This window comes from Puia sp., assembly GCF_035546395.1.
Lineage (GTDB): Bacteria > Bacteroidota > Bacteroidia > Chitinophagales > Chitinophagaceae > Puia.
In genome coordinates this window covers 372,424-396,537 of sequence record NZ_DASZXR010000006.1, presented here as the reverse complement: position 1 = coordinate 396,537, position 24,114 = coordinate 372,424, and the positions used below count along the sequence as shown (strand labels likewise).

The following is a 24,114-nucleotide window of genomic DNA, read 5'->3' as shown; positions in this document are numbered from 1 at the left end:
AGCATATTTATGCTATCCGGTATCCAGGATGATGGTGGTCCCTTGTTGGAAGCGGGATCGGACCTCCAGTTTCCAGCGGTGTTGGCGGGCGCGTTCGCGCATGTTCCGGAGGCCATTGCCGGTGGCATTGGCGACGGCGTCGAAGCCGGTGCCGTTATCGGCAATTTTCATGCACAGCGATCTTCCTGAGAGGTAGAATTGAACCATCGCGCGGGTGGCTTTTGAATGCCGGACCATATTGTTCAGGGCTTCCTTGAAGATCAGGTAGAAATCCCGGCGTTGCCGCATGGTCAGGCGGAGGCGTTCGACTTCGGGGATGATCTCGGCCCGGAGCTCGATCCTGTTTGCTTCGAGCAGGTTGGAGGCGTAGTGAAGCATCCTGGGCAGGGCTTCGCCCAGGGTATCGATCTCGGGGTTGATGCTCCAGACGATCTCACGCATGGATTCCGATACGAGCTGGCTGTCCTGGTAGATACGATCGAGGATGCTGCTGACGGCTTCTTCGTTGCTTAGCTGCCGCTGGGCCAGCAGGCTGCTGAGGGAAATATTTGTCAGGTTGGCGCCGACCTCGTCGTGGAGGTTGCGGGAGATCTCGCTGCGAATCTGGCGGGTGCGATCCGATTGTCTTTTTCGATAAATATAGAGGGCGATGATACCTGCTGCGGCGAGGCCTATGAGCAGGGCATAGAAGCCGGCCGTTTGAGCAAAGGGGGGATCGATGCGGAAGCTGATGGCGGCGATCGAAGGGGTTGCTGCTGTGTTTGCGGCTTTTTGGTTTGCTGCGACCTGGTTTGGCAGTGGGTTGCCGGCGGCGCGGACCTGGAAGGTATATCGTCCGGGGGGCAGATGACTGAAATTAATCTGACGTTGTTTGCCTGCCGACATCCAAACGGTATCGGCGCCGATGAGCCGGTAGAGGTAACGGGTGGAGGGGCCGTCGATGAGATCGACAGCGGCGTATTGGATGGAAATGTCGTTCTGCTGGGAGTGAAAGGCGAGGGGTTTGTCGCCCTCGGGGCGGCGGGGAGTCCCGTTGACCTGCATGGCCGTGATAACCATTCTTTTGGTGGTTTGGCCGGGGGAGATATTTGCGGGGTCGAAATAAAACCAGGCGCCGTGACCGCCGGCATACATTCGTTTCCCTGCACTATCGTAAAAGAAACTGCCTGTGGGATAGGTCACCGGGAGACCGTCTTTTGCCGTGTAGTTGGAGAAGGTTTCGGTGCGTGGATCGAAGCAGACGAGACCGCCTTCGGTCACCATCCAGAGTCGTTGCTGCCCGTCTTTGCGGATATCGGTTATGTGACAGTTGTTCAGCCCATGTTCGCGATCATAGTACGACACCGTTTTGCCGCGGGGATCGAATCTCAGGAGGCCCCCGGTGACATCACCCAGCCAGAGAACGGAATCGGCCTGGCAGCAGATGCCGCGGAGGGGGCCGGTGCGTTTTGGGTTGGTTGCAGGCAGGCCGACCTTTGTGAAATGCCGGGTTTTACGGTCCCAATGAACGAGGAGGGTGCTTGCGTCGTTTGTGAACCAGAGATCTTCGATCGCATCTTCTGTAACGTCTGTGGGATAGCGCAGCGGATAGCCATCGGCGGTATTGCCTGGGTACCAGGTGAAGTGATGGGTGCGTTGATCGTAGATGCAGCATCCTTTGCCTTTTCCAAGCCCCATCCATAACAGGCCATGGCTATCGAGGTATTGGGTGGTGATGGCGACGGAATCGAGTACCGGGGGTTTGTTTGCATAGCCGACCAGCCGGCCGGACTTACCTGTACCGGTCCTATACCAAAACAGACCGTTTTGGGTTCCCAGGAAAAGGGTGTCCTTGTTTTGCGGACTGACGTTCCAGACGAAGTTCGACCAGGTATCGTTACCGGTGCCGGTCAATTTGTGCTGGGTCTGGCGGCCGGTGGAAAGATCGATCCCGAAGAAGCCATCGCCGTATGTGCAGACCCAGAGAGTGTCGCCGAGGCGCTTGCAGGAAATCACTTCGTAGCGGGTGGGTCGTTGGGTTTGCCGATCGATGAGGCTTGTGCCGGTGAAATATTGACGGGAGGGTGAGATTTTTTGCAGGCCTTCCTTTGTCGTGGCCAGCCACCAGTTGCCCTGGTGATCCCGGAGGGCCGTTTGGTATTCGCTTTCCTCGAAGAGCAGGGGTGAGAGCGTTGTGAGGCGGGGAATGCCGGAGTTCCAGGTCAGGGGGATGATCAGCAGGCCGTAATTATGCAGGAGGAGCAGGATACGAAAGGAATCGATGGCCACCAATTGCTGGGACCAGGAGATGAAGGGATATTTGTTATAGGGAAAGAAGCAGCCACTTTCTTGCCGGCCCTGCTCATCGAGAATGAGCAGGCTATCCTTACCGGGTGGAATGGCCACCAGGTGCCGGTTGAATACCGGGAAGAGCCGGCCGGGTGGAAAGACGGCGGCGTCACCGACCGGCAGATAGGGTGGAGGATGCTGATAGCGAATAAGGCTATCGGAAGCCGAAGAGTAAAGCGCCCAGCCCGTATGGAGATAGAGCAGGACGTCCCCGTTGGAGAGCGGGATCATCTTTTCCACGAAGCTGAGCCTCTCTTTTGCCGCCGTGGATTCGGTGAACGGGGAGGGAATTATCTTTTTCAGCTGGTGGCGGGCATTGAAGATATAGATGCACGCGCTGGAGGCGGCCCAGCAGTTACCGCGAGCGTCGGCGACCAGTTGGGTGATGGTATTGTTGTAGAGATCGAGGGCGGGCTGGTGGTGGGAGTAGAAATTCCGGAAAGTGCCGGCGCCGGTGTTGAAGAAGCTGATGCCGGCCGAGGTGCCAACCGCAAGCTCGTTGCCTGGGAGTTTCAACAAGCAGTTGATGTAACTGTGAGGAAGGGAGTTCGTATCGGGTCCGTGCATGAAGTGGACCGTTTCCGTTCCGTCGAAGCGGTCGAGACCGTCGGGAGTGGCGATCCAGAGGAATCCATTGTCATCCTGGACGAGATCGGTGATAATGTTGCTGCTGAGGCCTTCGTTGATGGTCAGCTTTTCTACAAAATGAGGGATGCCCTGTGCGGTGGAGGCATTGGGAAGGGAAAAAAAGGTTAGCAGGCCGAGTACTATGATACGGCTACTTGTCATTGCTATAAAGGTAAACAATTAGGGGGCTAATCGAGGATTTCGGGGTGGCTGTTGATCCGATCGCTATGGAACTTGTTGATCCGGTCCAGCAGGCTGACGAGCAGGGCTTTTTCTTTTTTATCCAGGGCATCCAGGAAGGAGGTGTGAACGGGGGAGAGGCGGTGGTAGCCCTGTTCGAGAATCTTTCTCCCTTTGTCGGTGATACTGAGCAACGCGGAGCGGCGGTCGTCGGGGTCGGGTCTTTCGGCGATGAAGCCTTTTCCTGCGAGGCGTCGGGTGATCTCGACGCCGGTGGAGTTTTCGATCAGCAGTTCGCGGCAGAGTTCTTTCTTGTTGGGGTGGTCCATGATAGCGACGTGGACGACCGCGGAGAATTCCATGTCCTTTGTGAAGCCTAGATCTTTTATTATGGGTTTTGAAAAGAGGCGGAGGATGCGGTGGTTGCGGGCGATCAGGAGGGCGCCCCGGGCGGTGTCGTCGAGCGGTGTTGTTGTCTTAGGGGCTGGTTGTATGGGTGGCTGATTTTGGGACTGGGAGTGGTTTTCGGAATGGGCCGATGCTGGGTCGTTTGCCAGGACCCATTTTGCGAAACCTGTTACATCACCATCCGGGTGCTCGGTGGTGTATTTCTCCCAAGCTGATAATAAAGGGATTACAGATCTTGCCATGCCACTCATCGGTTGAAACGAATTTGATCCAAGTTACAAAAATAATTAAACAAAATTGTTTTAATTTATAACAAAGTTGTTTATTTTTGATTGAATAATTAGAACAAAATTGTTTTATATGGATCGGAGTCTTTTCTTTCTTCTTCTTTTTTTGTGTTTAGACTGGCGGTGGCGGGCTTTTCTCTGCGATCAGCTGGGATCCTTTATCGAGCGGATGATCGGATGAGCTATCTTGCTGAAAAATCGACGATGCGATATTTGTTTATCGGAATGCAGGCTATTTTTATCGGTGTGCCGGCTTTTTGTGGCCGGGCGATGGCCCAGGCTCCTGCTTTTGATTCGGGGTGGGTGGTTGCGGAGGGTGCGATCCAGCCGCAGCTGGTCTCTCATCAATTTGCTTTTACGGAAGGCGCGGCGGTGGATAAGGCGGGAAATGTGTTCTTTACCGATCAGCCGAATAATAAGATCTGGGAATATACCCTTGAGGGGGAGTTGGTGTTGTTCATGGACAGTGCGGGGCGGTCGAATGGGATGTATTTTGATCCTGGGGGACGGCTGGTGAGCTGTGCGGACGAGCAGGAGCAGTTGTGGGCGATCGGTCCGGACAGGCGAGTGAGAGTTTTGTTGCGGGATATCGGGGGCCGGCGGCTGAACGGCCCGAATGATCTTTGGATCGATGCGAAGGGGAATATTTTCTTTACGGACCCGTATTATCAGCGGCCTTATTGGAGCCGGACGCGTTCTGAGCTGGACGGAGAGAAGGTGTATTATCTGCCGCGTGGGGCAAAGCAGCCGGTGGCGGTCGTGGCTGATCTGAAGAAGCCGAATGGGATCGTAGGGACTCCGGACGGGAAAACGCTGTACGTGTCTGATCTTGGGGATGGGAAGACCTATGCGTATTCGATCGATCGCGGCCGGCTTTCGGACCGGCGGTTGTTTTGTATGCAAGGGTCCGATGGGATGACGCTGGACGAACGCGGGAATGTGTATCTGACGGGAAATGGGGTGACGGTGTATGATCGCCTGGGGAAAAAAATTGCGCATATTCCTGTTCCGGAGCAATGGACCGCGAATCTTTGTTTTGGGGGAAGGGATCGGAGGACTTTATTTATTACCGCTTCGCAGGGGTTATATCTGCTGCGGATGCGGGTGAAGGGAGTGGAATGAGCTTTTTTGGCCGGTTGTGCTGTGTGAACTGTTTAGTGGGCGACGAGGAACTGTTCGATCATTTCGCGGTAGGCTTGTAAGGAGTCGGGTTTGGCGACAACGTCCTGGGCTCCGAGCTCGAGGCATTCCTGGTAAAAATCCTTTACCTGGTAAGTAGAATAGACGATGGTCGAGATGTTCCGGTAACGTTCGCTTTCCTTTAGAAAAATAAGACTTTCCTTGCCTGTCATCTTGGGCATATTCTGGTCGAGGATGATCATGTCGGGCAAATCGTCGTCGGTGATTTTATCCAGCAGGGCCACCATCTCGAGTCCATTCTCGGCTGTGACGACCACGACTTCGGGGTCGATCCCCTGAATGACCTCCTCGAAGATCTGCCGGTCGTCGGCATCATCGTCCACCAGGACTATTTTCTTGTATTTCAACATATTCTTCATTTAACCCATCAATGATCGAGGGGTAATATGATATCAAATTGCGTTCCTTTCCCCTCGGTGCTATGGGCTGCGATGAGGCCGTTGTGCCGTTCGATGATCTTCTTTGTTATTGCCAATCCTATGCCCGTACCTTCAAACTTATCCTTTGAGTTCAGGCGTTGGAATAATTTGAAGACATCGTCCGAGAATTTCTCGTCAAATCCGATGCCGTTGTCGGCGAGAATAAGCCGGTAATATTTGCCTTTGGGATCATCGGGGCTGTCAAAAGACCGGTCCTGGATGCGCCGGACCTGGAGGGTGATCACGGGAGGAGTATCCGGACGGCTGAACTTCAGGGCATTGCTGAGCAGGTTATGCAGTACCTGGCGGAATTGTCCGGGGATGAGGTCGATTTCCGGAAGGGCGCCTGCGGTGATCGTTGCATGTTTTTCCCGGATGGCCACTTCGAAATCCTCGAGGGTTTCGGTGAACATGGTCTGCAGGTCCGTCCGCCGGAAAACGGGGACTTCCGCCGACAGTCGCGAATAGTTGAGGATATCGATGATGAGGGCCCGCATGCGTTCGGTGCTGCGGGTGATCTTTCCGAACCAGGTCTTTATGTCTTCCGGCAGTTGGCCGCTGAATCTATCCTGGATCGCTTTTGAGAACATGTGGATCTTTCTCAGGGGTTCCTGCAGGTCATGAGAAGCTATGGAAGCGAATTGCTGGAGGTCATGGTTGCTGGTTTCGAGCGCTTCGTTGAGCTCCTGCAATTGGGCCGTGCGTTCGGCGACCTCTTCCCGGGTGGTGATCAGCTCCAGGTAGCTTGCGCGCAATTTCTCTTCAGCCTGTTTGCGTTCCGTATTGTTGGTGAAGGTGGCTACGAATCCATCCATCATTTTTACGATAGTCACCTCGTACCATTTCCCTTCTTCGCTGAAATGGAGGAGGTCATGGTAGTTCCGGTCGCCATTGACCACTTCCTTGTATCTTATCATCAGATCGTTGACGAGAAGTTGTGGAAATTCATCGTTCAGACTTAGCCCCTTCAGGTCGTCGTTCGAACGGCGGACCATCGCATTAGCGGCGTAGTTGCTTGACAGGAGAGTGAAATCCACGATTTTGCCCTCGGGACCGCGTTTTGCCTGGAAGGCGAAGATGGCGCTGGGGCTGCTGTTGAATACCCCGCGGATGATATTGTTCAGGTCGGTGATCGTGGTGATATCGACGAAGGCGATGATGACGCCATCTTTCTTGCCATCGTGGGTGAGATAGGGCATGATCCGCATAAGCAGGTTCTTCCCGCTGTGGAGCTGGATCTCTTTTTCAATGGCGCGGCCGTGATTCAGGACGGATTGTACGTCGGAAAGCAGGGTTTCCGAACGGATGTTGTTCGAGATATGTGTGAGGGGACGGCCCAGATCGGTATCGATGAAATTGATCATTTTTACCGAGGCGGGATTGAATTTCCGAATGAGGAGCCTGGAGTCGAGGAAGACCTGGGCGATGTCGGTACTGCGGAAATAATTGTTGAGGTCGTCGTTGACCTCGAGCAGCTCTTTGATCTTTAGCTGGTGCTCGGTATTGAGCGTAATGAGCTCTTCATTAAGCGATTGCAGCTCTTCGTTGGAGCTTTGGAGCTCTTCGTTGGCGGAGAGGAGTTCTTCATTGGTGGACTGGAGCTCTTCGTTGGTGGATTCCAGGTCTTCGATCGCCAGTTGCAGATGGTTGCGGGCCTCCGTAAGCTCGGATTCCAGGGCCCGGACGTATTCTTCCTCGTGGCCCAGCAGTTCGTGGGCGGAATGGTTGTGCCCGTTGCCATTGTTGTGGCCATTGCCATTGTTGTGGCCGTTGCCGTGGTTATTGCCATTGCCATTACCGGGATGATCTTCGTGGACAGACTCCCGTAACATTATCATGGTATAGACATTGTCTGTGCCCTGGCCGCCGGGGCGGATGAAGATCTCCATGGAAGCGCTGCCTTCCTCCCTTTTAAAAATGATGTTCCGAAGGTGTATCTTTTCTCCTGTTCGCTCCGCTTTGCGGATCTCGGCGCTTAGAAGAACGGAGATGCCGGAAGGCACCATTCGCAGGATATTGAGGTGCAGCTGCCGGCGGGGAAGGGTCAGGAATTTCTCGTAGGGCCCGATGGTCTCCCTGATCTCGAAATTTTGGTCGATATAGAGCACTACGAAGTTGAGGTCCTCCATCAGCACCTGTCTGAAATCCTCCCAGAGAATGGCCTGGCCGCGGGTATCCCTTGGGGGGTTGGCCCCGTCGAGCTTCGCTTTCCGGGCGGTATAGCTTTCCAGAATGCTTTGCTGAAAATAGTAGCCGTGCTTCGACTCGGCCGTTTTCCGATAGATCTTCCAGCGGGCGCTGATCTCCTTTACGTCCTTTTTTATGATCGAGGAGTTCTCCGTGGGGCCGAGGAAGATGAATCCATCCTTTCCGGCAGCGAAGAGCAACAACGAGAATATGCGTTGTTGCATTGCCGGGCTGATATAGATCAGCATGTTGCGGCAGCTGATGAGATCGTTCTTAATGAACGGAGGGTCCTTTATAATGTTGTGCCGGGCGAAGACGATCTGCTTGCGGAGGCGAGGATTTATAATGTACGATCTGCCCGTTCGGGTGAAGTATTTGCGCAGCATCCGGGGTTCGATATCCTTTTCGATCGAGATGGGGTATTCCCCGATGGAGGCGAACTGGATGGCTTCCGGGTCGATATCCGATGCGAATATCTTTACCGTAAGGTTCTTCGAGGTAGCGTTCAATACTTCATCGACGATCATTGCGATGGTATAGGCTTCTTCACCGGTACTGCAGGCGGTGACCCAGATCTTTATCGTGTCGTCGTCTTCCTTGTCCTCGATGATGGCGGGGATGACCTTTGTTTTGAGAATTTCGAAGGCTTCCGGATCCCGGAAGAAGCGCGTGACGCCGATGAGGAAATCCTGACCCAGCTGTTTCACTTCTTCCTTGTTCTGCTGGAGGAAGCCGACATAGTTATCGGGATCCCGGAAGCTGCCCTGGAGCATGCGTTTGTTGATGCGGCGCATGATCGTCGGGGTCTTGTAAAATTGGAATTCTACGCCCGATTCCGCTCTGATCAGATCGAATACGGTCTTGAGGAACTGGTCGTCCTTTTTTTCGTTCCCGTACAAGATTGATGAGGGTGGGGAGATATGGTTGGCGATCTCCGCGTAGATGGCGGACGGGGGGAGGATAAAGTCTGCGCTACCCGCTGCAATTGCACTGTTGGGCATTCCATCGAATTTGGCGGTGGCGGGGTCCTGGACGATCACCAGGCCGCCTTCCCGTTTGATGGCTTCCGCGCCTTTTGTGCCGTCCGTTCCGGTGCCGGAAAGAATCACCGCGATTGCTTTTTCCCTTTTATCTTTTGCGAGAGAATCGAGAAAGACGTCCACCGCGTTGTTCGGCATTTTGTGATGCGCCTTTTCGGTCAACTGTAGCCGGCCTTTGCGGATGGTGATGAATTTTGTGTTTGGGATAACGTATACGCATTTTCGTTCGATCTCCTGGTCATCCGTGGCCTCAAAAACCTTCATATCCGTGTGCCGGGCCACCAGCTCGACCAACAGGCTTTTGTAATCCGGCGACAGGTGCTGGATGATGATGAACGAGCTATCGGGTGTACCGGGCATGCTGTCGAAGAGCTCATGGATGGCTTCGAGGCCGCCTGCCGAGGCTCCGATGGCGACGATATAGTGCCCGCCGCGTTCCGGATCATAATTGGAGTTAGAACTCATGTTTGTTGCATCCTTTTTTCTTTGATTTGTGGAAAGAATGGGGAACTTATTCCCCATTCTCGTCCGTTGCTCCCGGGCACGATGGTATCGCTTCAACGGAGCAGCAAATTACCCATTGAAAGAAAACAAAAACGCGGCCATTTTTTGGAGAGACCGGAGGAATGGTTACTACGGAGCTGTGGTCTTTTGCAGGCGGATGATGACGAGCTTGGAGACCGGCGTATTGCTTTTTTTTGCAACGCTGTCGATGGGCACCAGGACATTCGTTTCGGGATAATAAGTCGCCGCGCAATCGCGGGGGATCGGATAGGGGACAACGACGAAGCTTTTTGCCACGCGATGAGCGCTGTAAATGTCTACGACGTCGTTGGGCTTGAGATCCTGTCGCTGCATGTCCTCTTCGTTGAGGAAGATCACGCGTCTTTCGTTGAATATCCCGCGATAGCGATCGTTCAGGCCGTAGATGGTGGTGTTGAACTGATCATGGCTGCGGATCGTCATCATCATCAACTCCCCCGGCTGCAGGGCGATCGTTGAAGGGTTGGCAATATTGAATTGTGCTTTTTGATCGGGGGTGTTGAATTTCCCTTCTCTTGGTCCGTTCGGCAGGTAGAAGCCACCGGGCTTGCGTACCCGCTCGTTGTATCTTTCGAAACCCGGAATGGTGCGTTCGATGTCCGTGCGGATAGCGTCATAGTCCTGTTCGTAGACGTCCCAATTCACCTTTGTGTTCTTTATAGTCGCTTTGGCGAGCTTACAAACGATCGCCGGTTCGCTTAAAAGGAGGTCCGATATGGGGGTGAGCACCCCTTGTGAGGACTGGACCACGCCCATGGAATTTTCGCAGGTAACGAACTGTTCCCGGCCGCCGGTGAAGTCGCGATCGCTGCGGGCGAGACAGGGCAGGATAAGGGCTTCTTCCCCGTGGACGAGGTGGCTGCGGTTTAGTTTTGTCGATACGTGGGCGGTCAGGCGGCAGCGGCGAAGGGCGTCCGCGGTGTATTCGGTGTCGGGGGTGGCGGATAAAAAATTTCCGCCCATGGCGAAGAAGACGCTCGCCTTACCGTCGTGCATGGCTTTTATGGCGTTGACGACGTCATAGCCGTGTTTTCGCGGTGGCTGGAAATTGAAGACCTTTTCGATGGAGTCGAGGAACTTTTGCGTGGGTTGTTCCCAGATACCTACGGTCCGGTCGCCTTGTACGTTGCTGTGACCGCGGACGGGGCAGGTGCCGGCGCCGGGTTTGCCGATGCTACCTTTTAAAAGGAGGAGGTTGGCGATCTCTTTTATCGTGTCGACGGCGTTTGTGTGTTGCGTGAGACCCATGGCCCAGCAGATGATGATCTTCTTTTTGTGTTTTATGATCCCGGCTGCTTTTGCGATCTCTTCTTTTAAGATACCACAGGCGGCCGCGAGTTCGGGCAGGGAGGCCTTTTGGATGTGTTGGATGAATGCCTCGTAGCCGGCGGTATTCTTGTGTATGAATTCGAGGTCGAAGACGGTACCGGGGGCGTTTTGCTCTTCCTGCCAGAGAAGAAACTCGATGGCCTGGAGCAGGGCCATATCGCCATTGAGCTTTATGGGGAGATAGAGGTCCGTCAGGGGGGTGGCGATGCCAAGAATGCCTTTTAGCTGTTGTGGGTTGTTGAATGCCATCAGGCCGGTCTCGGGTAGCGGGTTGACGGAGATGATGGTAGCGCCGTTGTTTTTTGCTTTTTGCAGGGCCGTGAGCATGCGTGGGGCGTTGGTACCCGGGTTCTGGCCCATGATAACGATGACTTCCGCCTCGTGGAGGTCTTCGAGGGTTACCGAGCCCTTACCGAGGCCGAGGGATTCTCCGAGGGCGACTCCGCTTGATTCGTGGCACATATTGGAGCAGTCGGGGAGGTTGTTGGTGCCGTATTCACGGGCGAAGAGCTGATAGAGGAATGCGGCTTCGTTGCTTGTGCGGCCGGAGGTGTAAAAGACGGCGGCATCTTTTGAGGGCAAGGCGTTGAGGTGGTTGGCGATGTGTTTGAATGCGTCCTCCCAGGAAATTGGCATGTAGTGGGTCGCTCCCTTGGGTAGGTACATGGGCTGGGCGATGCGGCCTTTGCCACCGAGGTGGTAGTCCGTGAGCCGGGCAAGGGTGTTTATATCGTTGTCTTTGAAGAATTCGGGGGTCAGCTTTTTTGTCGTGGCTTCTTCGGCGACGGCCTTTGCGCCGTTCTCGCAGTATTCGGCTATGCCCGAGCGTTCGTCGTCGGGGTCGGGCCAGGCGCAGCTGGGGCAGTCGAAGCCGCCTTTCTGGTTCATGTGGGCGAGTGCTTTCAGACCGCGGGCGAGGCCGGCTTCGCCGATGGCGTGGCGGAAGCTGGAGACGATGGCGGAGAGGCCGACGGCATTATGGCGGATGTGACCGATGTGAAGGCCGGTGAGGCCGGTGGGATTTTCGGCGGAGGGCTGGGCGGCGGATGTGTTGTTGGCGGCTGCGTTTGCGGCGGCTTCATTTTCGCTCGAAGGAAGATTGTTCATGGTCTTGGCTTTATACGTGGATGCGGTGGGCGCCGGAGTAGATGTTGAACCGTTGTTGCCGGAGGAAACCTACCAGGGTGATACCGGTGTCTTCGGCTTGTTTTACGGCCAGGCTGGATGGAGGCCCTACGGCAACCACCATTTTTATACCGGCCATGGCGGCTTTTTGAATGAGCTCGAAGCAGGCGCGGCCGCTGAGCAGCAGGATCGTCTGTGATGCGGGGAGCCATTGCTGTTGCGCGGCATGGCCGATGAGCTTGTCGAGGGCGTTATGGCGGCCGATGTCTTCGCGGAGAGCCATGAGACGGCCCTGGTGATCGAAGAGACCTGCGGCATGGAGACCGCCGGTGGCGTCGAAGATGTCCTGGCTTTCGCGGAGGAGGTTTGGGAGAGGATAAAGGAGGGTGGCGGGGATGGTGAGTTCGGTATCCGCGGTTTTGGGGATATCGGCCCGGAGGCTGTCCAGGGAAGTTTTGCCACAGACGCCGCAGCTGGAGCTGGTGTAGGAATGGCGCTGGGTGCGGGATAGATCGGGTGTCGGGCCTTCCGGCAGGAGGATGGTGATGGTATTTGGGGTGGATCGGGTCAGGACGTCCTTTGCGGCCGTTTGGACGATGCCTTCGGTATACAGCCAGCCGAGGGCGAGCTCTTCGTCGTTGCCCGGGGTGCGCATGGTGACCGAGAGACTTTGCTCCTGCCTGCGACCGGCGGGACCGTATTGAATCCGGATTTCCAGAGGGTCTTCGATGGCGATGGGGTCGTTTGTCGCCTGGAGAGAGCTACCCGCTATTTTTTGCACCGGCAGCCGGGTGATGCCGGGGGAGGGAACTACTATTTCGGATGAGTCGGGCATATTCAAAATTACGTTAAATTAGGGGGATGAATAAACAGTCGATGTCAGCGGGTTGCCGCTACTGGGTACTATTTTCCTTATTCTCCGGAGTCGTTTTGCCTATGTTCGCTTCCGCGCAGAGTTTTTCTGCTGCGGACCGGCAGCGTTGCGAGCAGGAAGCGAAGCAGGTAACGATCGTCCGGGATAAATGGGGCGTTCCCCATGTCTATGGCAAAACGGATGCCGCCGCGGTATTTGGACTATTATATGTGGAATGCCAGGAAGATTTCCCCCGGGTGGAAAAGAACTATCTCGAGATGCTGGGACGTCAGTCGGAGGCTTATGGGGACAGCTATCTCTATACGGACATTATGATGCGGTTAATATATGACAGTGTGCAGGCGAAAGCGGATTATGAACATAGCCCGGTCTGGATGCACCAGTTGCTGGATGCCTTTGCCGATGGGGTGAATTACTATCTGTACAAAAATCCCGCAACCGTACCGTTGGTGTTGAAACATTTCGAGCCGTGGTATGCGTTGATGTTCACTGACGGCAGCGTCTCGGCGACCAGCCTGGGCGGGATCCGGATGGATGAGATCAAGAATTTCTACAGTCAGTCGCATGCAATTGCAAAGGCGGCGCTGCGTGCTGTAGCCCCGGATGTCGAAAGAATGGTTTTGGAGGATCGGGGAATTGGCGTTTCTACGGGCAAGGGAGAGGGAGGCGGGCATGAGCCGGATGATGGATCGAAGAACGAACCCCATGGCGAACTATCCGATGAGCAGGATCATGGTTCCAATGGTTTTGCACTTGCGGGGTTCCGGACCGCATCGGAGGCGACGGAGCTGTATATCAACCCGCATGTTCCCTTTTACTTCCGGATGGAATGCCAGCTGGTGAGTGAGGAAGGGCTGAACGCCTATGGGGCCGTCACGTGGGGGCAGTTCTTTATCTACCAGGGATTCAATGCACATTGCGGCTGGATGCATACGTCCAGCTATGCGGATGTGGCCGATGTTTATGCGGAGAAGGTGAAACAGGAGGGAGCCGGTTGGGTGTATGAATACGAGGGGCAGACGAAGCCTGTAAAGACCAAGGACCTTAGGGTATATTACAAGAAAGACGGTGCGGTGCAGGCTCTGCCGATCCAAGGCTATTTTACGGATCACGGGCCCGTGATGGCCAGCCGCGAGGGGAAATGGCTTAGCCTGAAGGAATACAACCGGAGCCTGAATGCGCTGGAAGAGGCGTGGCTGATCACCAAGGCCAATACCTTTGACGAGTACAAGAAGGCCATGGACCTCCGGGCCAATACGACCAACAATACTGTCTATGCGGATGACCAGGGGAATATCGCCTACTGGCATGGCAACTTTATGCCCAGGCGGGACTCCTCTTACGATTGGAGCCAGCCGGTGGATGGGAGTATTGCCGCCACCGAATGGAAGGGTCTACATGAGCTGGATGAGATCGTTCATGTTTACAATCCTGCGACGGGTTGGATCCAGAACTGCAATTCCACGCCTTACTCCCTGTCGGGCAACAGCAGTCCGGAGCGGAGGAAATATCCAGCATACATGGCGCCTGACGGCGAGAATTTCAGGGCCTTGAATGCGGTACGATTGCTGAGTGTCGCCAATAATTTCACATTGGACAGTCTTACGGCCAAGGGGTATGATCATTATCTGTCGGCGTTCGATGTCCTGCTGCCGTCGCTTTTTGCCGCTTATGCGGCGGCTCCGGACAGTATGCGTAAGGCGCTTCAGGAGCCTATGGCCGTGTTGCAGAAATGGGATCGCCGGTCGGGTGTTCGTTCCGTTGCCACCAACCTGGCTGTGGATTGGGGAACGCGGATGGCGCAGTATGCGCCGAGGCCGAGAACAGGAGAGGAGGCTTCTAACGCCGTTGGGAATGTCGAAATGGAAATAGAACGGAGTACCCCGGAGCAAAAGCTTGCCGAATTTGCCGCTGTTGTGAACGAGCTACGGAAGCAATATGGCAGCTGGAAGATCGAGTGGGGCGAGGTTTGCCGGTATCAGCGGCTGACGGGGAAGATCGTCGAGACCTATGATGACCGCAAGCCGAGTCTTCCGGTGGGACTGGTGTCTTCGGCGTTTGGGGAACTACCTTCTTTTGTGAGCCGGGTGATGCCAAATACCCGGAAGCGTTATGGCGTGTCGGGGAATAGTTTTATTGCTGCTGTTGAGTTTGGCAAGAGGGTGAAGGCCAGGACCATTGTCACCGGGGGTGAGAGTAGTGACCCGGCTTCGCCGCATTTTGGAGATCAGGCGGCGATGTATTTGAATGGGCAGTTTAAGGATGTGCTGTTTTATCCGGAGGAGGTGGAGGGGCACGTGGAGAAGAGGTATCATCCGGGGGAGGAATAGCAGGTGCAAAAATAAAGTGAAACAGGAAGTGATCTCAGCACGAAATTTGGGCGGTTTGTGGAAAATGTTATCTCATGAAATCACAAACGCAAGAAAAAACGGGGGGAGCTCCGGGTGGAGGGGCTCCTATTCTTTTGGAAGGGAGTTGGAGGGAGTTGCGGCCTGGCGCGCAGGTGTTGGGCGTGGCGGATCCCGATGAGTGGCTGGAGCTGACGATCAAGTTGAGGAGGAAGAAGGCGTTGCCGGAGCCGGGGAGCGGGGGCGGCGCCAAGGGGGTGAAGGTGTTCAGCAGGGCCGATCTGCAGGCGCAGTATGGGGCAGATCCGGCGGATATCGATAAGGTGAGGGCCGTGCTTACGGGGTTGGGGATGAAAATATTGAAAGAAGATGCGGCGGCGTGTACGGTTCGGGCAGGGGGAACGGTTGCCGTGGTGGAATCGATCTTCCAGGTACGGCTTTTCCATTATTCTCATCCGAGGGGAAATTACAGGGGCCGAAAGGGTAATATTCATGTGCCGGCCGAACTGGCGGGGATCATACTGGCGGTGTTCGGGCTAGACAACCGGAAGATGGTCAAGCGGCGACCGCTGCGACGGAGGACGGCCTCGCTAACGTTGGCGCGGCGTGCGGCGGCAAACCGGAGCTGGTTCTATCCGGCGGAGCTGGCGACGATCTATTCTTTCCCATCCGGCGATGGGTCGGGTCAGACGGTGGGGTTGCTGGAATTTGGCGGCGGATTTTTTGCGGATGATCTTGCTGCTTTCTGTCAGAATGCGAATGTTGCTGTCCCGAAAGTGAATTTGGTATCGGTGAACAATACGCCCACTAATCGGCGGGATGGGGCGGAGGGGGAAGTGATGCTCGACGTGGAAGTGGTCGCTGGGGTCTGTCCCAAGGCCACTATCGTGGTTTATTTCTCCACTTTTGATGAAGTGGGGTGGGTCAGTGCGGTCGACACGGCCATTCATGACGAACAGAATCCTATAAGCGTGCTCTCCATCAGCTGGGGTTATGCGGAGGATGCCCCCGGGGCCTGGACGGATGGCGCGCTCGACGCCATCAACGATTCATTGAAGGCGGCGGCGTTGCTTGGAGTGACGATCTGTGTCGCGGCGGGAGACGATGGTTCTGATGACGAGGTCGGTGATGGCCATGCGCATGTCGACTTTCCGTCCTCGAGTCCGTATGTTCTCGCGGTAGGCGGCACGACGCTGAAACGATCGGCCGCGGGCGTCATTACAGAAACGGCGTGGAAGGATGGGGACGGATTGCGAAAAGATAACGGCGGCAGCACCGGCGGAGGGGTGAGTACTTATTTTGACCGGCCTTCCTGGCAGACGGTGACCATCGACGCGGTAAACCCGGGATCGATCGAAGGGCGGATCGTGCCGGATGTTGCGGCGGACGCCAGCGCGAATACGGGATATTGGATGGTCGTGGATGGGCAGGGTGGGGCAAGCGGCGGCACCAGCGCTTCGGCGCCGCTTTGGGCTTCGCTGATCGCGCTGCTCAATGCCAGTCTAGGCAAACCGGTGGGCTATCTGAATCCGTTGTTGTACCAGGCAGGTGCGGACGGTAAGACGCTGGGGCAGTCCGGTTGCAGAGATATCATTTCGGGTAATAATTTTACGGCGTCGATCGGCGGGTATTTCGCCGGGCCGGGTTATGATGCGGTGACGGGATGGGGGGTGCCGGTTGGTACGGCGTTATTGAATGGGTTGAAATAATGAATTGAACTTATGGGTCCAGGGGATCATAGGGGTCCATATGCAGGGATTCCATTACGGGGTAATAGCTTACTTCGTGGATGCCAATCCGTTGCTTCTCCTTATAGGGCAAATAGCCGAGTTCGCGCAGGTTGCGCTGATCGAAGCGTCCCTGCGGGAGATCGATGTAATCAATCTGCGACTTTGTGCTAACGACAACGGAGGGCATCGTGATGGGGATGCCGTAGCGGATCATGAGGCGGTTGGCGTTACGAAGGTTGGTGGTGGTATGGCGGGCATGGGGTTCGATGATGATGGCGCTTTCAGGGATTCCCTGGGTAAGGAGGTATTTCTTCATTTCGAATGCCTCGGCGTAGGGGGTTTGGAAGGGATGAACGAAGCCGCCGCTGACGATGATAAAGGGGGCAAGCCCTTTGCGGTAGCGGTCAGCGGCCAGGTTGCAACGCATGCGGCCCATGGGGTCGAGGGCAACGGTAGTCAGTTCGGGGCCTTCACCCGGTACTACGATGGTCGCATATTTATATTTTGACCAATTCGTCAACTGGACAGCCGCGAAGGCTGCTTTGTTCTCGCCGGCTTCGAGGGGTTCGAATCGGGCGGCCTCATCCCGGTCATTGAGATCCATCAGCTGCAGGGCAATGAAAAGCGAGGGTTGATAGAAAAGGCTCATCGAGTCGGTCTTCTCGCTGAGGTAAGCAAACATCTCTTTTAGCGCCGCCCGGTAGTAGCGGCTATTGACGTCATAGGTGACGGAATCTATGGAGGGATACCTGAGTCTCTTCCCGAGGCCGTATTGGTCGATGATATAGTTGATACCGACGATGGTCTGGGACCAGATGTTCAAGAGAAAGGTTTCGTTGTTGCCGGCGGAAAAGCGTTGATAACAGTGCGAGGGTCGCAACTGGTGATCGATCAGGTCGTCGAACAGGGCTGTGTGTGCGTGGTAGAGGGCGAGCAGGGCCTTTGCGACTTCGGCGGAATCGGTGGCGGAGAAACGGAAGTCAGTTACCAGGGAGGGGGCCCAGCTACAGGTGTCGGTCGCGTGGGAGCGAAGGAGGGACTGGCGTGTTTTGCAAAGATCGTTCAAGGTTGGGTCGGCTGAGAGGAGATGTTGGACGGCCGGGGTCCGGGCGATGGCCGAGAACCAATAGAAATTCTTGTCGGCGACGGTGCGGGGCTGAGAATAGCTCCGGACGGCGAAGATCAGAAAAAACACTACAAAGAGCATGAACTTGTTGGAAGCGAGTATCATTTTTAGTGATTTTTTTAGTAGTCTACGAAAAGAACAAAAGAACTACCCACTCCGGAGGAATTAATAATTATTTCAACATTCCCTAATCCAACCATAACACCTTAAAAAAAGGGCGCGAATGAAAATGGGCAATCTTTGCAAAACTTATGAGACCTTTACTCCTGCTTCTCGTCTCCGGGCTTTGTGCGGCACCCGTGGCTTTTGACCGATCTGACCCGGGTAAGCCAGAGATGCAATTATCCCACTCACTTACCATCGATTCATTGGGGGCCTGCCAGGGTATTTCCTGGCAGAAGGGCAAGGCCTACCTGTATGGGGACAGGGAGGTCGGGATGATCCGGGAGTTCGATGTCTCGGGGGACTCTCTTCAATACACCGGTAAGGAATACCGGCTCACTCTCAATGATACGGATGTCATCAATCACCCCACGGGTCTTGCGATGCACGGGAAGGATCCCGTCTTTATGGGCAATAGCGTATTGCTCGACCGGGCGACCAATAAATGGAAGGCCATAATTTATTGTATCGACTGGCCGGGGCTACGACGTACCGGAACCCTGGACCGGGGGAATCTGAAGAATGTTATCGAGGATGATGCCTGTATCCAGGGCACGCGTCCGGAGTATGTGGAATACAACCATAAATGGTATGTAGCGACGGCGGACTATGGCAACCGGGCGAATGAGGTGCGGTTGTATGATCCTGCGGTTCTGGCACATGCCCAAAAGACGACCGATAAGGGAGTTTTGTACAAGAAATTCACCTGCGGCCCCTGGGTGCAGAACATGCAGTGGATCGCTTCGAAGGGGCTTCTGTTGCTGATCCAGAACCAGGTGGAAGGGCGCAAATGGCGGTTCACTTTCGTCGACCTGAACAAATCCCTGGAAACCGGTAAGGCAGAAGTGGTGACGATGATCGATACTATCGACCGGGGTGACGAGCTGGAGGGGTTTTCATTCCTTTCCACGCTTTCGAAAGGCGTAGCAGTGACTTCTTCCCGTAGGGGGAATGTCAATTTTATAGATATAAACTGGTAAGGCGACATGCAATCGGACCGGCGTAGCGATAAAGAGCTTTGGCGGCTTATTTCGCAGGAGGACGACAGAACTGCGTTTGAGCACCTGTACAGGCGTACCCTGCACGCCCTGTTGGGAGCCATCTATAAGTGGACGGATGATGCCGAAGAGGCGGAAGATATCCTGCAGGAGGTTTTTCTCGATCTGTGGGAGAAGCGGGCGGGGATCCAGATCAGGAATGAGATTTTTCCTTATCTGTACAGCATGGCCCGGTACAAGATCTTCGACCGGATCCGGGAGAAGCAATTGACCGAGAAGCAGATCAGGGCCTGGACGCTTGTCATGCAGGAAGAGGCGGTATCGACGGCCGCCTTTTTGGAAGAGGACCTGGCTAATCGGGAAGCGATCGTGTCGTCGGAGCTGGAGCAGTTGCCTGCACAAATGAAAAGAGTGTACCTGCTGAGTGCGGAGCACGGTAAGAGTATCCGTGAAATCTCAGAAGAACTACTTGTCAGTCCCTATACCGTAAAGAATCATCTTCAAAAGATCCGCAAGAGATTGCGGAACGCCGCCGTGCGGCTGTCGGCTTTTTTCCTCTAATGTTACGTCCATATTAATTCCCCTTTTTCAAGTAGTCCTTTCTTTTTGATCGGAAGACTTCAATACGTATGTATCAAGAATCAATCAAGGAGTTATTAGAGCGGTATATCAAGGGCACCTGTTCGGATGAAGAAGCGGCGCTGTTGGAAAAATGGTATGACCGGTTGACCTTCGAGAAAGATGCAACACGATTGCTATCGGAAGCCGACGAGCAGCGGCTTGTACAGGAGCTGTGGGAAAAGATTTCTTTCCGCGAAAGCCCTGAATTGGGAAAGGAGACGGCGAACCGGCTTCGAAACCGGAAGGTTTTGCGATATGCGGCCGTCTGGGCCGGGATGATCATGGTCTCAGGCGGGATCTGGATGCAGTGGAATAAAAAGGGGCTGCGCACCGGACCGAAGCGGCCCGCGGCATATACGACCATCTCTACCGGTTATCAGCAAGTGCAGAAGCTGCGGCTTCCCGACAGCTCGGTCGTCTGGCTCAATTCCGCAACCCATCTGTCCTTTCCTGCCGATTTTGTCACGAACCGGGAGGTCAGACTCAGCGGAGAAGCCTTTTTCGAAGTGCGGCATGATGCGGCTCATCCTTTTGTGGTGCTGGCCGGGAATATTTCCACCAAGGTGTTCGGCACATCCTTTAATATATCGGCCTATCCGGAGGCGGGCGAACTGCGCATTTCGCTGAAGAGCGGCAAGGTGGCGGTCGAATACGGCGATAAGGTGCAAAAGGTGTTGTTGCCCGGCGAGCTAATGATCTATGACAGGGAGTCGGGCAGCGGGCAGGTGTTGCAAGAGGCAATGGGAGATATGGATGTCTGGACCGTGGGCCGGATGGTATTCTACAAGACGCCGCTGAAGGAGGCGCTGGCGCAGATCGAGGCGCGATATGGATTGCATATTATTTATGACCATTCGATAACGAACAGGACCATCACGGCAAGATTCGATAATACAGCGCTGGAGAAAGTTCTACAGTCCCTTTCGTTCGGCTGGGACCTTCATTTTACCAGGGCCGGAGATACTTTACACGTCAGATAATCTTAAAACAACAACTCGTAACGGTATGACAAGAAAACTAAAACGCAGCTTTATGGGGTGTGGGCTGCTCCTGATGTTCCTGGCGTTGGGACAAAGAGGATGGGCCCAGACGATCAGGCTCGATCTGAAAAGAACGGATCTGAGTAAGGTCGTGGCGGCGCTGCAGCAGCAGGCGCCGACGGTGAATTTTACGTATAGCCAGGAAGTCCTGGAGAAAGTGAAGGTCGACAGGATCCAATTGAAATCCGCGAACCTGCAGGATGCGCTGGAAGTATTGCAGAAACAATATGGATTGCATTACCTGCTCGATGGAACGAACCTTACACTGAAATATGTGCCTGTGAATTCCAATACGGATGCGCCGATGGCCGGTGGCCGGAAGATCGAAGGCTTCGTGACCGATGAGAACGGTCAGCCTGTCCGCGCTGCCACGGTGAACATCAAGGGGACGCAGAACTCCGTGATCACCGACGACAACGGTCACTACTCCATTAGGGCCATGGCCGGGGAGCACCTGGAGATATCCTCTATCGGCTACAACACCCAGGATATGCTTGTAAAGGGCGTCAGTCCGCTGAATATCCGGATGCACCAGGGGCGTGACGCGTTGAACGAGGTGGTGTTCGTAGGTTATCAAAAGATGCGGAAAAGCGACTTTACCGGCGCTGTTGCGAGCGTAAAGGCCAGTGAGCTAAACGTATCGGCGCCCACAGTGGGCCAGGGGCTGGTGGGTAAGGTTGCCGGGGTGGTCGTATCGCAGACCGATGGATCGCCTTATGCCAGCCCGAAGATCCGGGTCCGGGGGGTAGGTTCTTTTAATGCCAGCACCGACCCGCTTTATGTCATCGACGGTTATCCTGCGGCCGCCGATCTTTATATCAACCCCAACGACATCGAGTCGATCGACATCCTGAAGGATGCCGCTTCGGCGGCGATCTATGGTTCGAGAGCTTCGGGCGGCGTGGTGCTGATCACGACGAAGCGTGGCCGGGCCGGTAAATCGAAGTTGGAGTATGATTACCAGTATGGGGTCAACCAACTGGCGCACAAGGTGAAGCTGCTCAATGCCAACCAGTTTGCGCAACTGGTGATCGACGGCCGTAACGACAGCTATAAGGACCTTGTCCAGAACCAGGGGCTTGTGTGGAATGACAATATGTATCTCGATGACAACGCCACGCGGGTTGCCCGGGTGGGTAATGGTTCGTCCGTGAGCATCCCCACCGAGCTGTATGACTTTACGACGGGTAAGGCCATTCCGCAGAAGATCAATACCGACTGGCAGGACGAGCTGTACCGGAATGCGCCGTTCAATCGTCATAACCTGGCTTTTTCGGGAGGTACGGAGAAGGTCCGGTATATGATCAGTGGGGATTACCAGAGCCAGGATGGGATCATGCTGAACACGAGCCAGCAGCGGGTGAACTTCCGCGCCAATATCGATGGCGACGTCAGTGACAAGCTGAAGGTGGGCGCCAGCCTGTCCTATACCGGCAATACCAATCATGAGACCCAGGAGGGCCGGTGGGACCACAGCCCGGCATTTGGGGCACTGATCTATATGCCGACATTCCCCGCCTATAACCCGGATGGCAGCATCGCGCAATATCTTGCAGACGCGGAGTCTGCGCAGTTTGGATACCAGTCGATCGAGAATCCCATCGCCACGGCCAAGCTGACCCAGATCAAGCGGCAGGGCAACCGGGCTACTTACAACGCTTTCGCGACGTATGAGCTGATCCCTCATCTTGTGTTCAAGACGAACCTGGGGTTGCAGACCTACAGCGAAAAATACGACTATTATCTTCCGACCTCGTTGAGCAGCGGGACCAACCCGCCTTTTTCGGCGCAATCAATCGCTGCCGCAAATGCCGTGGCGCAAACGGTGAACCAGAAGGACCAGCTGGCCGAGTTTACGCTCACCTATGACAGGCATTTCGGTCCTCACGCAATCAATGTCCTGGCCGGCTATACGGCGCAGCAGACCAGCAGCGATGTCTTTGGGATCACTGCCAAGGGCTTCCAGAACGACCTTGTTCCCGAGGTGACCGCGGGTACGCCGGGTCAGATCACTATCCTCAACGGAACGGGCAAGGGCACTTACACGCTGAATTCTTATCTCGCCCGTGTTCAATATAATTATGAGGGTAAATATTACCTGACCGGTTCGTTCCGGACGGATGGTTCTTCGCGGTTTGGTGAATCCAACAAGTGGGCGGTATTCCCCTCGGTCAGCGGTGGCTGGGTCATCTCGAAGGAGAATTTCTATCGCGGATGGCTGGAAGAGCATACGACCCTTCGTCTTCGAGCGAGCTGGGGTCTCAGTGGGAACAACAATATCGGGAACTACAACACGGTGCAGACCTTCAACAGTCCTTCGGGCGTCATCTTTGGGAACAACGTGATCTCACAGGCGTACCATGTGGATACGGTAAGGGATCGGAACCTGGAATGGGAGTCGACCTCGCAGTACAATCTAGGTCTGGACCTCGGACTGTTCCACGACAGGGTGCAGATCATCGCCAACTACTACGATAGCCGGAGCTACAACCTGCTGGTGCAAAACAATATCTCGGCGGTTTCGGGCGCGCCTTCGATCCTGACTAATCTGCGGAATTCGAGGATCAGGAACAGCGGTTTCGATATCCAGGTGGACGGCAAGGTGATCCAGAGCAAGAACGGCTTCAACTTCAATATGAGCGGGAATATTTCGATCAACCGGAATAAGGTGCTCAATCTTGGCGGGGCCAGCACGATCATCAGCATAGGCGGCGCCGAGCGGCAATACATTACGCATATCACGCAGACGGGACAGCCGATCGGGATGTTCTATGGATACAAGGTTGCCGGCATGGTCCGGGCCAAGGATACGGCCGGTATCAATGCCGATAACGCGGTGTATAAAGCGAACGGCCAGTCCTTTCCCAAGGGATATAAATTGCAGGGACCTCCCCGTTCGCTTGCGCAGACCAATCCGCTTCGCCCTGGTGACCTTTATTTCAAGGACGTCAACGGAGACGGGGTCGTAAACTCCAGCGATCTTGGAATCATCGGGACACCGTATCCGAAGTTTACTTATGGCTTTAGCCTGTCTGCCAGCTATAAGGCCGTCGACGCCAGCGCAGCGTTCACCGGCAGCTATGGCAACCAGGTACTGGACGGCCAGGACTATTACCTGTTCAATATGGAAGGTTCCGGTAACCAGTACGAAGAGGTCGCTCATCGCTACCGGTCGGAATCGGAGCCCGGCGACGGTCATGTGTATCGCGCTTCACGTGCGGGTACGCAGAGCAACAGCACCCGGCTTTCCACTTTCTATCTGCAGGACGGGAGCTTTTTGCGGTGCACCAATATTTCGATCGGGTATAACCTGCCGGATATCTCGGCGTTACACCGGATCGGGCTTAGCGGCATCCGTGTTTATGCAGGGATGAACAATGTGTTTACGATCACCAAGTATAAGGGTTATAACCCGGAAGTAGATTACAACTACAGCATTGGGAGCAGTACGGCCAACCTGACGCCGGGTGTTGATTATGGAGAATATCCGTTGGTAAGGTCCTATAATATGGGTGTTCACGTAACCTTCTGATCATTTTAAA

Annotated in this window: 14 protein-coding genes; 7 read left to right on the top strand and 7 right to left on the bottom strand. The window is 54.9% G+C overall.

What is annotated here, in order from left to right; translation table 11 throughout:
* Positions 1-12: 12 nt before the first annotated feature.
* A complete protein-coding gene (locus tag VHE34_RS07910; RefSeq protein ID WP_325586468.1) occupies positions 13-3,117 on the bottom strand; it encodes a sensor histidine kinase in 3,105 nt (1,034 codons plus the stop codon).
* 26 nt (positions 3,118-3,143) lie between these two features.
* The gene (locus VHE34_RS07905) at positions 3,144-3,785 is read right to left on the bottom strand and encodes a MarR family winged helix-turn-helix transcriptional regulator (RefSeq protein WP_325586466.1); all 642 of its coding nucleotides are present in this window, start codon (positions 3,783-3,785) and stop codon (positions 3,144-3,146) included.
* A gap of 249 nt (positions 3,786-4,034) precedes the next feature.
* Here VHE34_RS07905 and VHE34_RS07900 point away from each other — a divergent pair, with 249 nt between their 5' ends.
* Positions 4,035-4,952, top strand: a complete 918-nt coding sequence (locus VHE34_RS07900; RefSeq protein WP_325586464.1) for an SMP-30/gluconolactonase/LRE family protein — start codon at positions 4,035-4,037, stop codon at positions 4,950-4,952.
* A 32-nt stretch (positions 4,953-4,984) separates the two neighbouring features.
* Here the strand turns inward: VHE34_RS07900 and VHE34_RS07895 are convergent, their stop codons facing one another.
* The 4 genes from VHE34_RS07895 to fdhD form a co-directional block, all read right to left on the bottom strand.
* Positions 4,985-5,380 (bottom strand): response regulator, encoded by a 396-nt coding sequence (locus tag VHE34_RS07895; RefSeq protein WP_325586462.1) that lies wholly within the window; start codon positions 5,378-5,380, stop codon positions 4,985-4,987.
* Positions 5,381-5,397: 17 nt separating this feature from the next.
* A complete protein-coding gene (locus VHE34_RS07890) occupies positions 5,398-9,141 on the bottom strand; it encodes a chemotaxis protein CheB (protein ID WP_325586460.1) in 3,744 nt (1,247 codons plus the stop codon).
* Positions 9,142-9,309: 168 nt separating this feature from the next.
* Positions 9,310-11,655, bottom strand: coding sequence for an FdhF/YdeP family oxidoreductase (locus VHE34_RS07885; protein WP_325586458.1), 2,346 nt, complete (start codon positions 11,653-11,655; stop codon positions 9,310-9,312).
* A gap of 10 nt (positions 11,656-11,665) precedes the next feature.
* A complete protein-coding gene (gene fdhD / locus VHE34_RS07880) occupies positions 11,666-12,508 on the bottom strand; it encodes a formate dehydrogenase accessory sulfurtransferase FdhD (RefSeq protein ID WP_325586456.1) in 843 nt (280 codons plus the stop codon).
* A 26-nt stretch (positions 12,509-12,534) separates the two neighbouring features.
* Between fdhD and VHE34_RS07875 the strand changes: the two genes are divergently transcribed.
* Positions 12,535-14,877, top strand: a complete 2,343-nt coding sequence (locus tag VHE34_RS07875) for a penicillin acylase family protein (protein ID WP_325586454.1) — start codon at positions 12,535-12,537, stop codon at positions 14,875-14,877.
* A 74-nt stretch (positions 14,878-14,951) separates the two neighbouring features.
* Positions 14,952-16,604: a S53 family peptidase gene (locus tag VHE34_RS07870; protein ID WP_325586452.1), complete on the top strand. Its 1,653-nt coding sequence runs from the start codon at positions 14,952-14,954 to the stop codon at positions 16,602-16,604.
* A gap of 10 nt (positions 16,605-16,614) precedes the next feature.
* On the opposite strand, the gene VHE34_RS07865 is transcribed toward VHE34_RS07870, so the two are convergent.
* Positions 16,615-17,856: a YdcF family protein gene (locus tag VHE34_RS07865; RefSeq protein WP_325586450.1), complete on the bottom strand. Its 1,242-nt coding sequence runs from the start codon at positions 17,854-17,856 to the stop codon at positions 16,615-16,617.
* 146 nt (positions 17,857-18,002) lie between these two features.
* Here VHE34_RS07865 and VHE34_RS07860 point away from each other — a divergent pair, with 146 nt between their 5' ends.
* The 4 genes from VHE34_RS07860 to VHE34_RS07845 all read left to right on the top strand — a co-directional run bounded on the left by VHE34_RS07860 (position 18,003) and on the right by VHE34_RS07845 (position 24,104).
* The gene (locus tag VHE34_RS07860) at positions 18,003-18,893 is read left to right on the top strand and encodes a hypothetical protein (RefSeq protein WP_325586448.1); all 891 of its coding nucleotides are present in this window, start codon (positions 18,003-18,005) and stop codon (positions 18,891-18,893) included.
* A gap of 6 nt (positions 18,894-18,899) precedes the next feature.
* Positions 18,900-19,472, top strand: coding sequence for an RNA polymerase sigma factor (locus VHE34_RS07855; RefSeq protein WP_325586446.1), 573 nt, complete (start codon positions 18,900-18,902; stop codon positions 19,470-19,472).
* A gap of 68 nt (positions 19,473-19,540) precedes the next feature.
* Entirely contained in the window at positions 19,541-20,512 is a 972-nt protein-coding gene (locus VHE34_RS07850; protein ID WP_325586441.1) for a FecR family protein, read from the top strand.
* 25 nt (positions 20,513-20,537) lie between these two features.
* Complete coding sequence (locus VHE34_RS07845) at positions 20,538-24,104, top strand: TonB-dependent receptor (protein WP_325586439.1); 3,567 nt, start codon at positions 20,538-20,540, stop codon at positions 24,102-24,104.
* Positions 24,105-24,114: the final 10 nt, after the last annotated feature.

What these genes read in the sequence shown, in the direction of transcription:
- VHE34_RS07910 (WP_325586468.1), bottom strand. Translation starts at nt 3,117, where the DNA reads ATGACAAGTAGCCGTATCATAGTACTCGGCCTGCTAACCTTTTTTTCC.
- VHE34_RS07905 (WP_325586466.1), bottom strand. Translation starts at nt 3,785, where the DNA reads ATGGCAAGATCTGTAATCCCTTTATTATCAGCTTGGGAGAAATACACC.
- VHE34_RS07900 (WP_325586464.1), top strand. Translation starts at nt 4,035, where the DNA reads ATGCGATATTTGTTTATCGGAATGCAGGCTATTTTTATCGGTGTGCCG.
- VHE34_RS07895 (WP_325586462.1), bottom strand. Translation starts at nt 5,380, where the DNA reads ATGTTGAAATACAAGAAAATAGTCCTGGTGGACGATGATGCCGACGAC.
- VHE34_RS07890 (WP_325586460.1), bottom strand. Translation starts at nt 9,141, where the DNA reads ATGAGTTCTAACTCCAATTATGATCCGGAACGCGGCGGGCACTATATC.
- VHE34_RS07885 (WP_325586458.1), bottom strand. Translation starts at nt 11,655, where the DNA reads ATGAACAATCTTCCTTCGAGCGAAAATGAAGCCGCCGCAAACGCAGCC.
- fdhD (WP_325586456.1), bottom strand. Translation starts at nt 12,508, where the DNA reads ATGCCCGACTCATCCGAAATAGTAGTTCCCTCCCCCGGCATCACCCGG.
- VHE34_RS07875 (WP_325586454.1), top strand. Translation starts at nt 12,535, where the DNA reads ATGAATAAACAGTCGATGTCAGCGGGTTGCCGCTACTGGGTACTATTT.
- VHE34_RS07870 (WP_325586452.1), top strand. Translation starts at nt 14,952, where the DNA reads ATGAAATCACAAACGCAAGAAAAAACGGGGGGAGCTCCGGGTGGAGGG.
- VHE34_RS07865 (WP_325586450.1), bottom strand. Translation starts at nt 17,856, where the DNA reads ATGATACTCGCTTCCAACAAGTTCATGCTCTTTGTAGTGTTTTTTCTG.
- VHE34_RS07860 (WP_325586448.1), top strand. Translation starts at nt 18,003, where the DNA reads ATGAGACCTTTACTCCTGCTTCTCGTCTCCGGGCTTTGTGCGGCACCC.
- VHE34_RS07855 (WP_325586446.1), top strand. Translation starts at nt 18,900, where the DNA reads ATGCAATCGGACCGGCGTAGCGATAAAGAGCTTTGGCGGCTTATTTCG.
- VHE34_RS07850 (WP_325586441.1), top strand. Translation starts at nt 19,541, where the DNA reads ATGTATCAAGAATCAATCAAGGAGTTATTAGAGCGGTATATCAAGGGC.
- VHE34_RS07845 (WP_325586439.1), top strand. Translation starts at nt 20,538, where the DNA reads ATGACAAGAAAACTAAAACGCAGCTTTATGGGGTGTGGGCTGCTCCTG.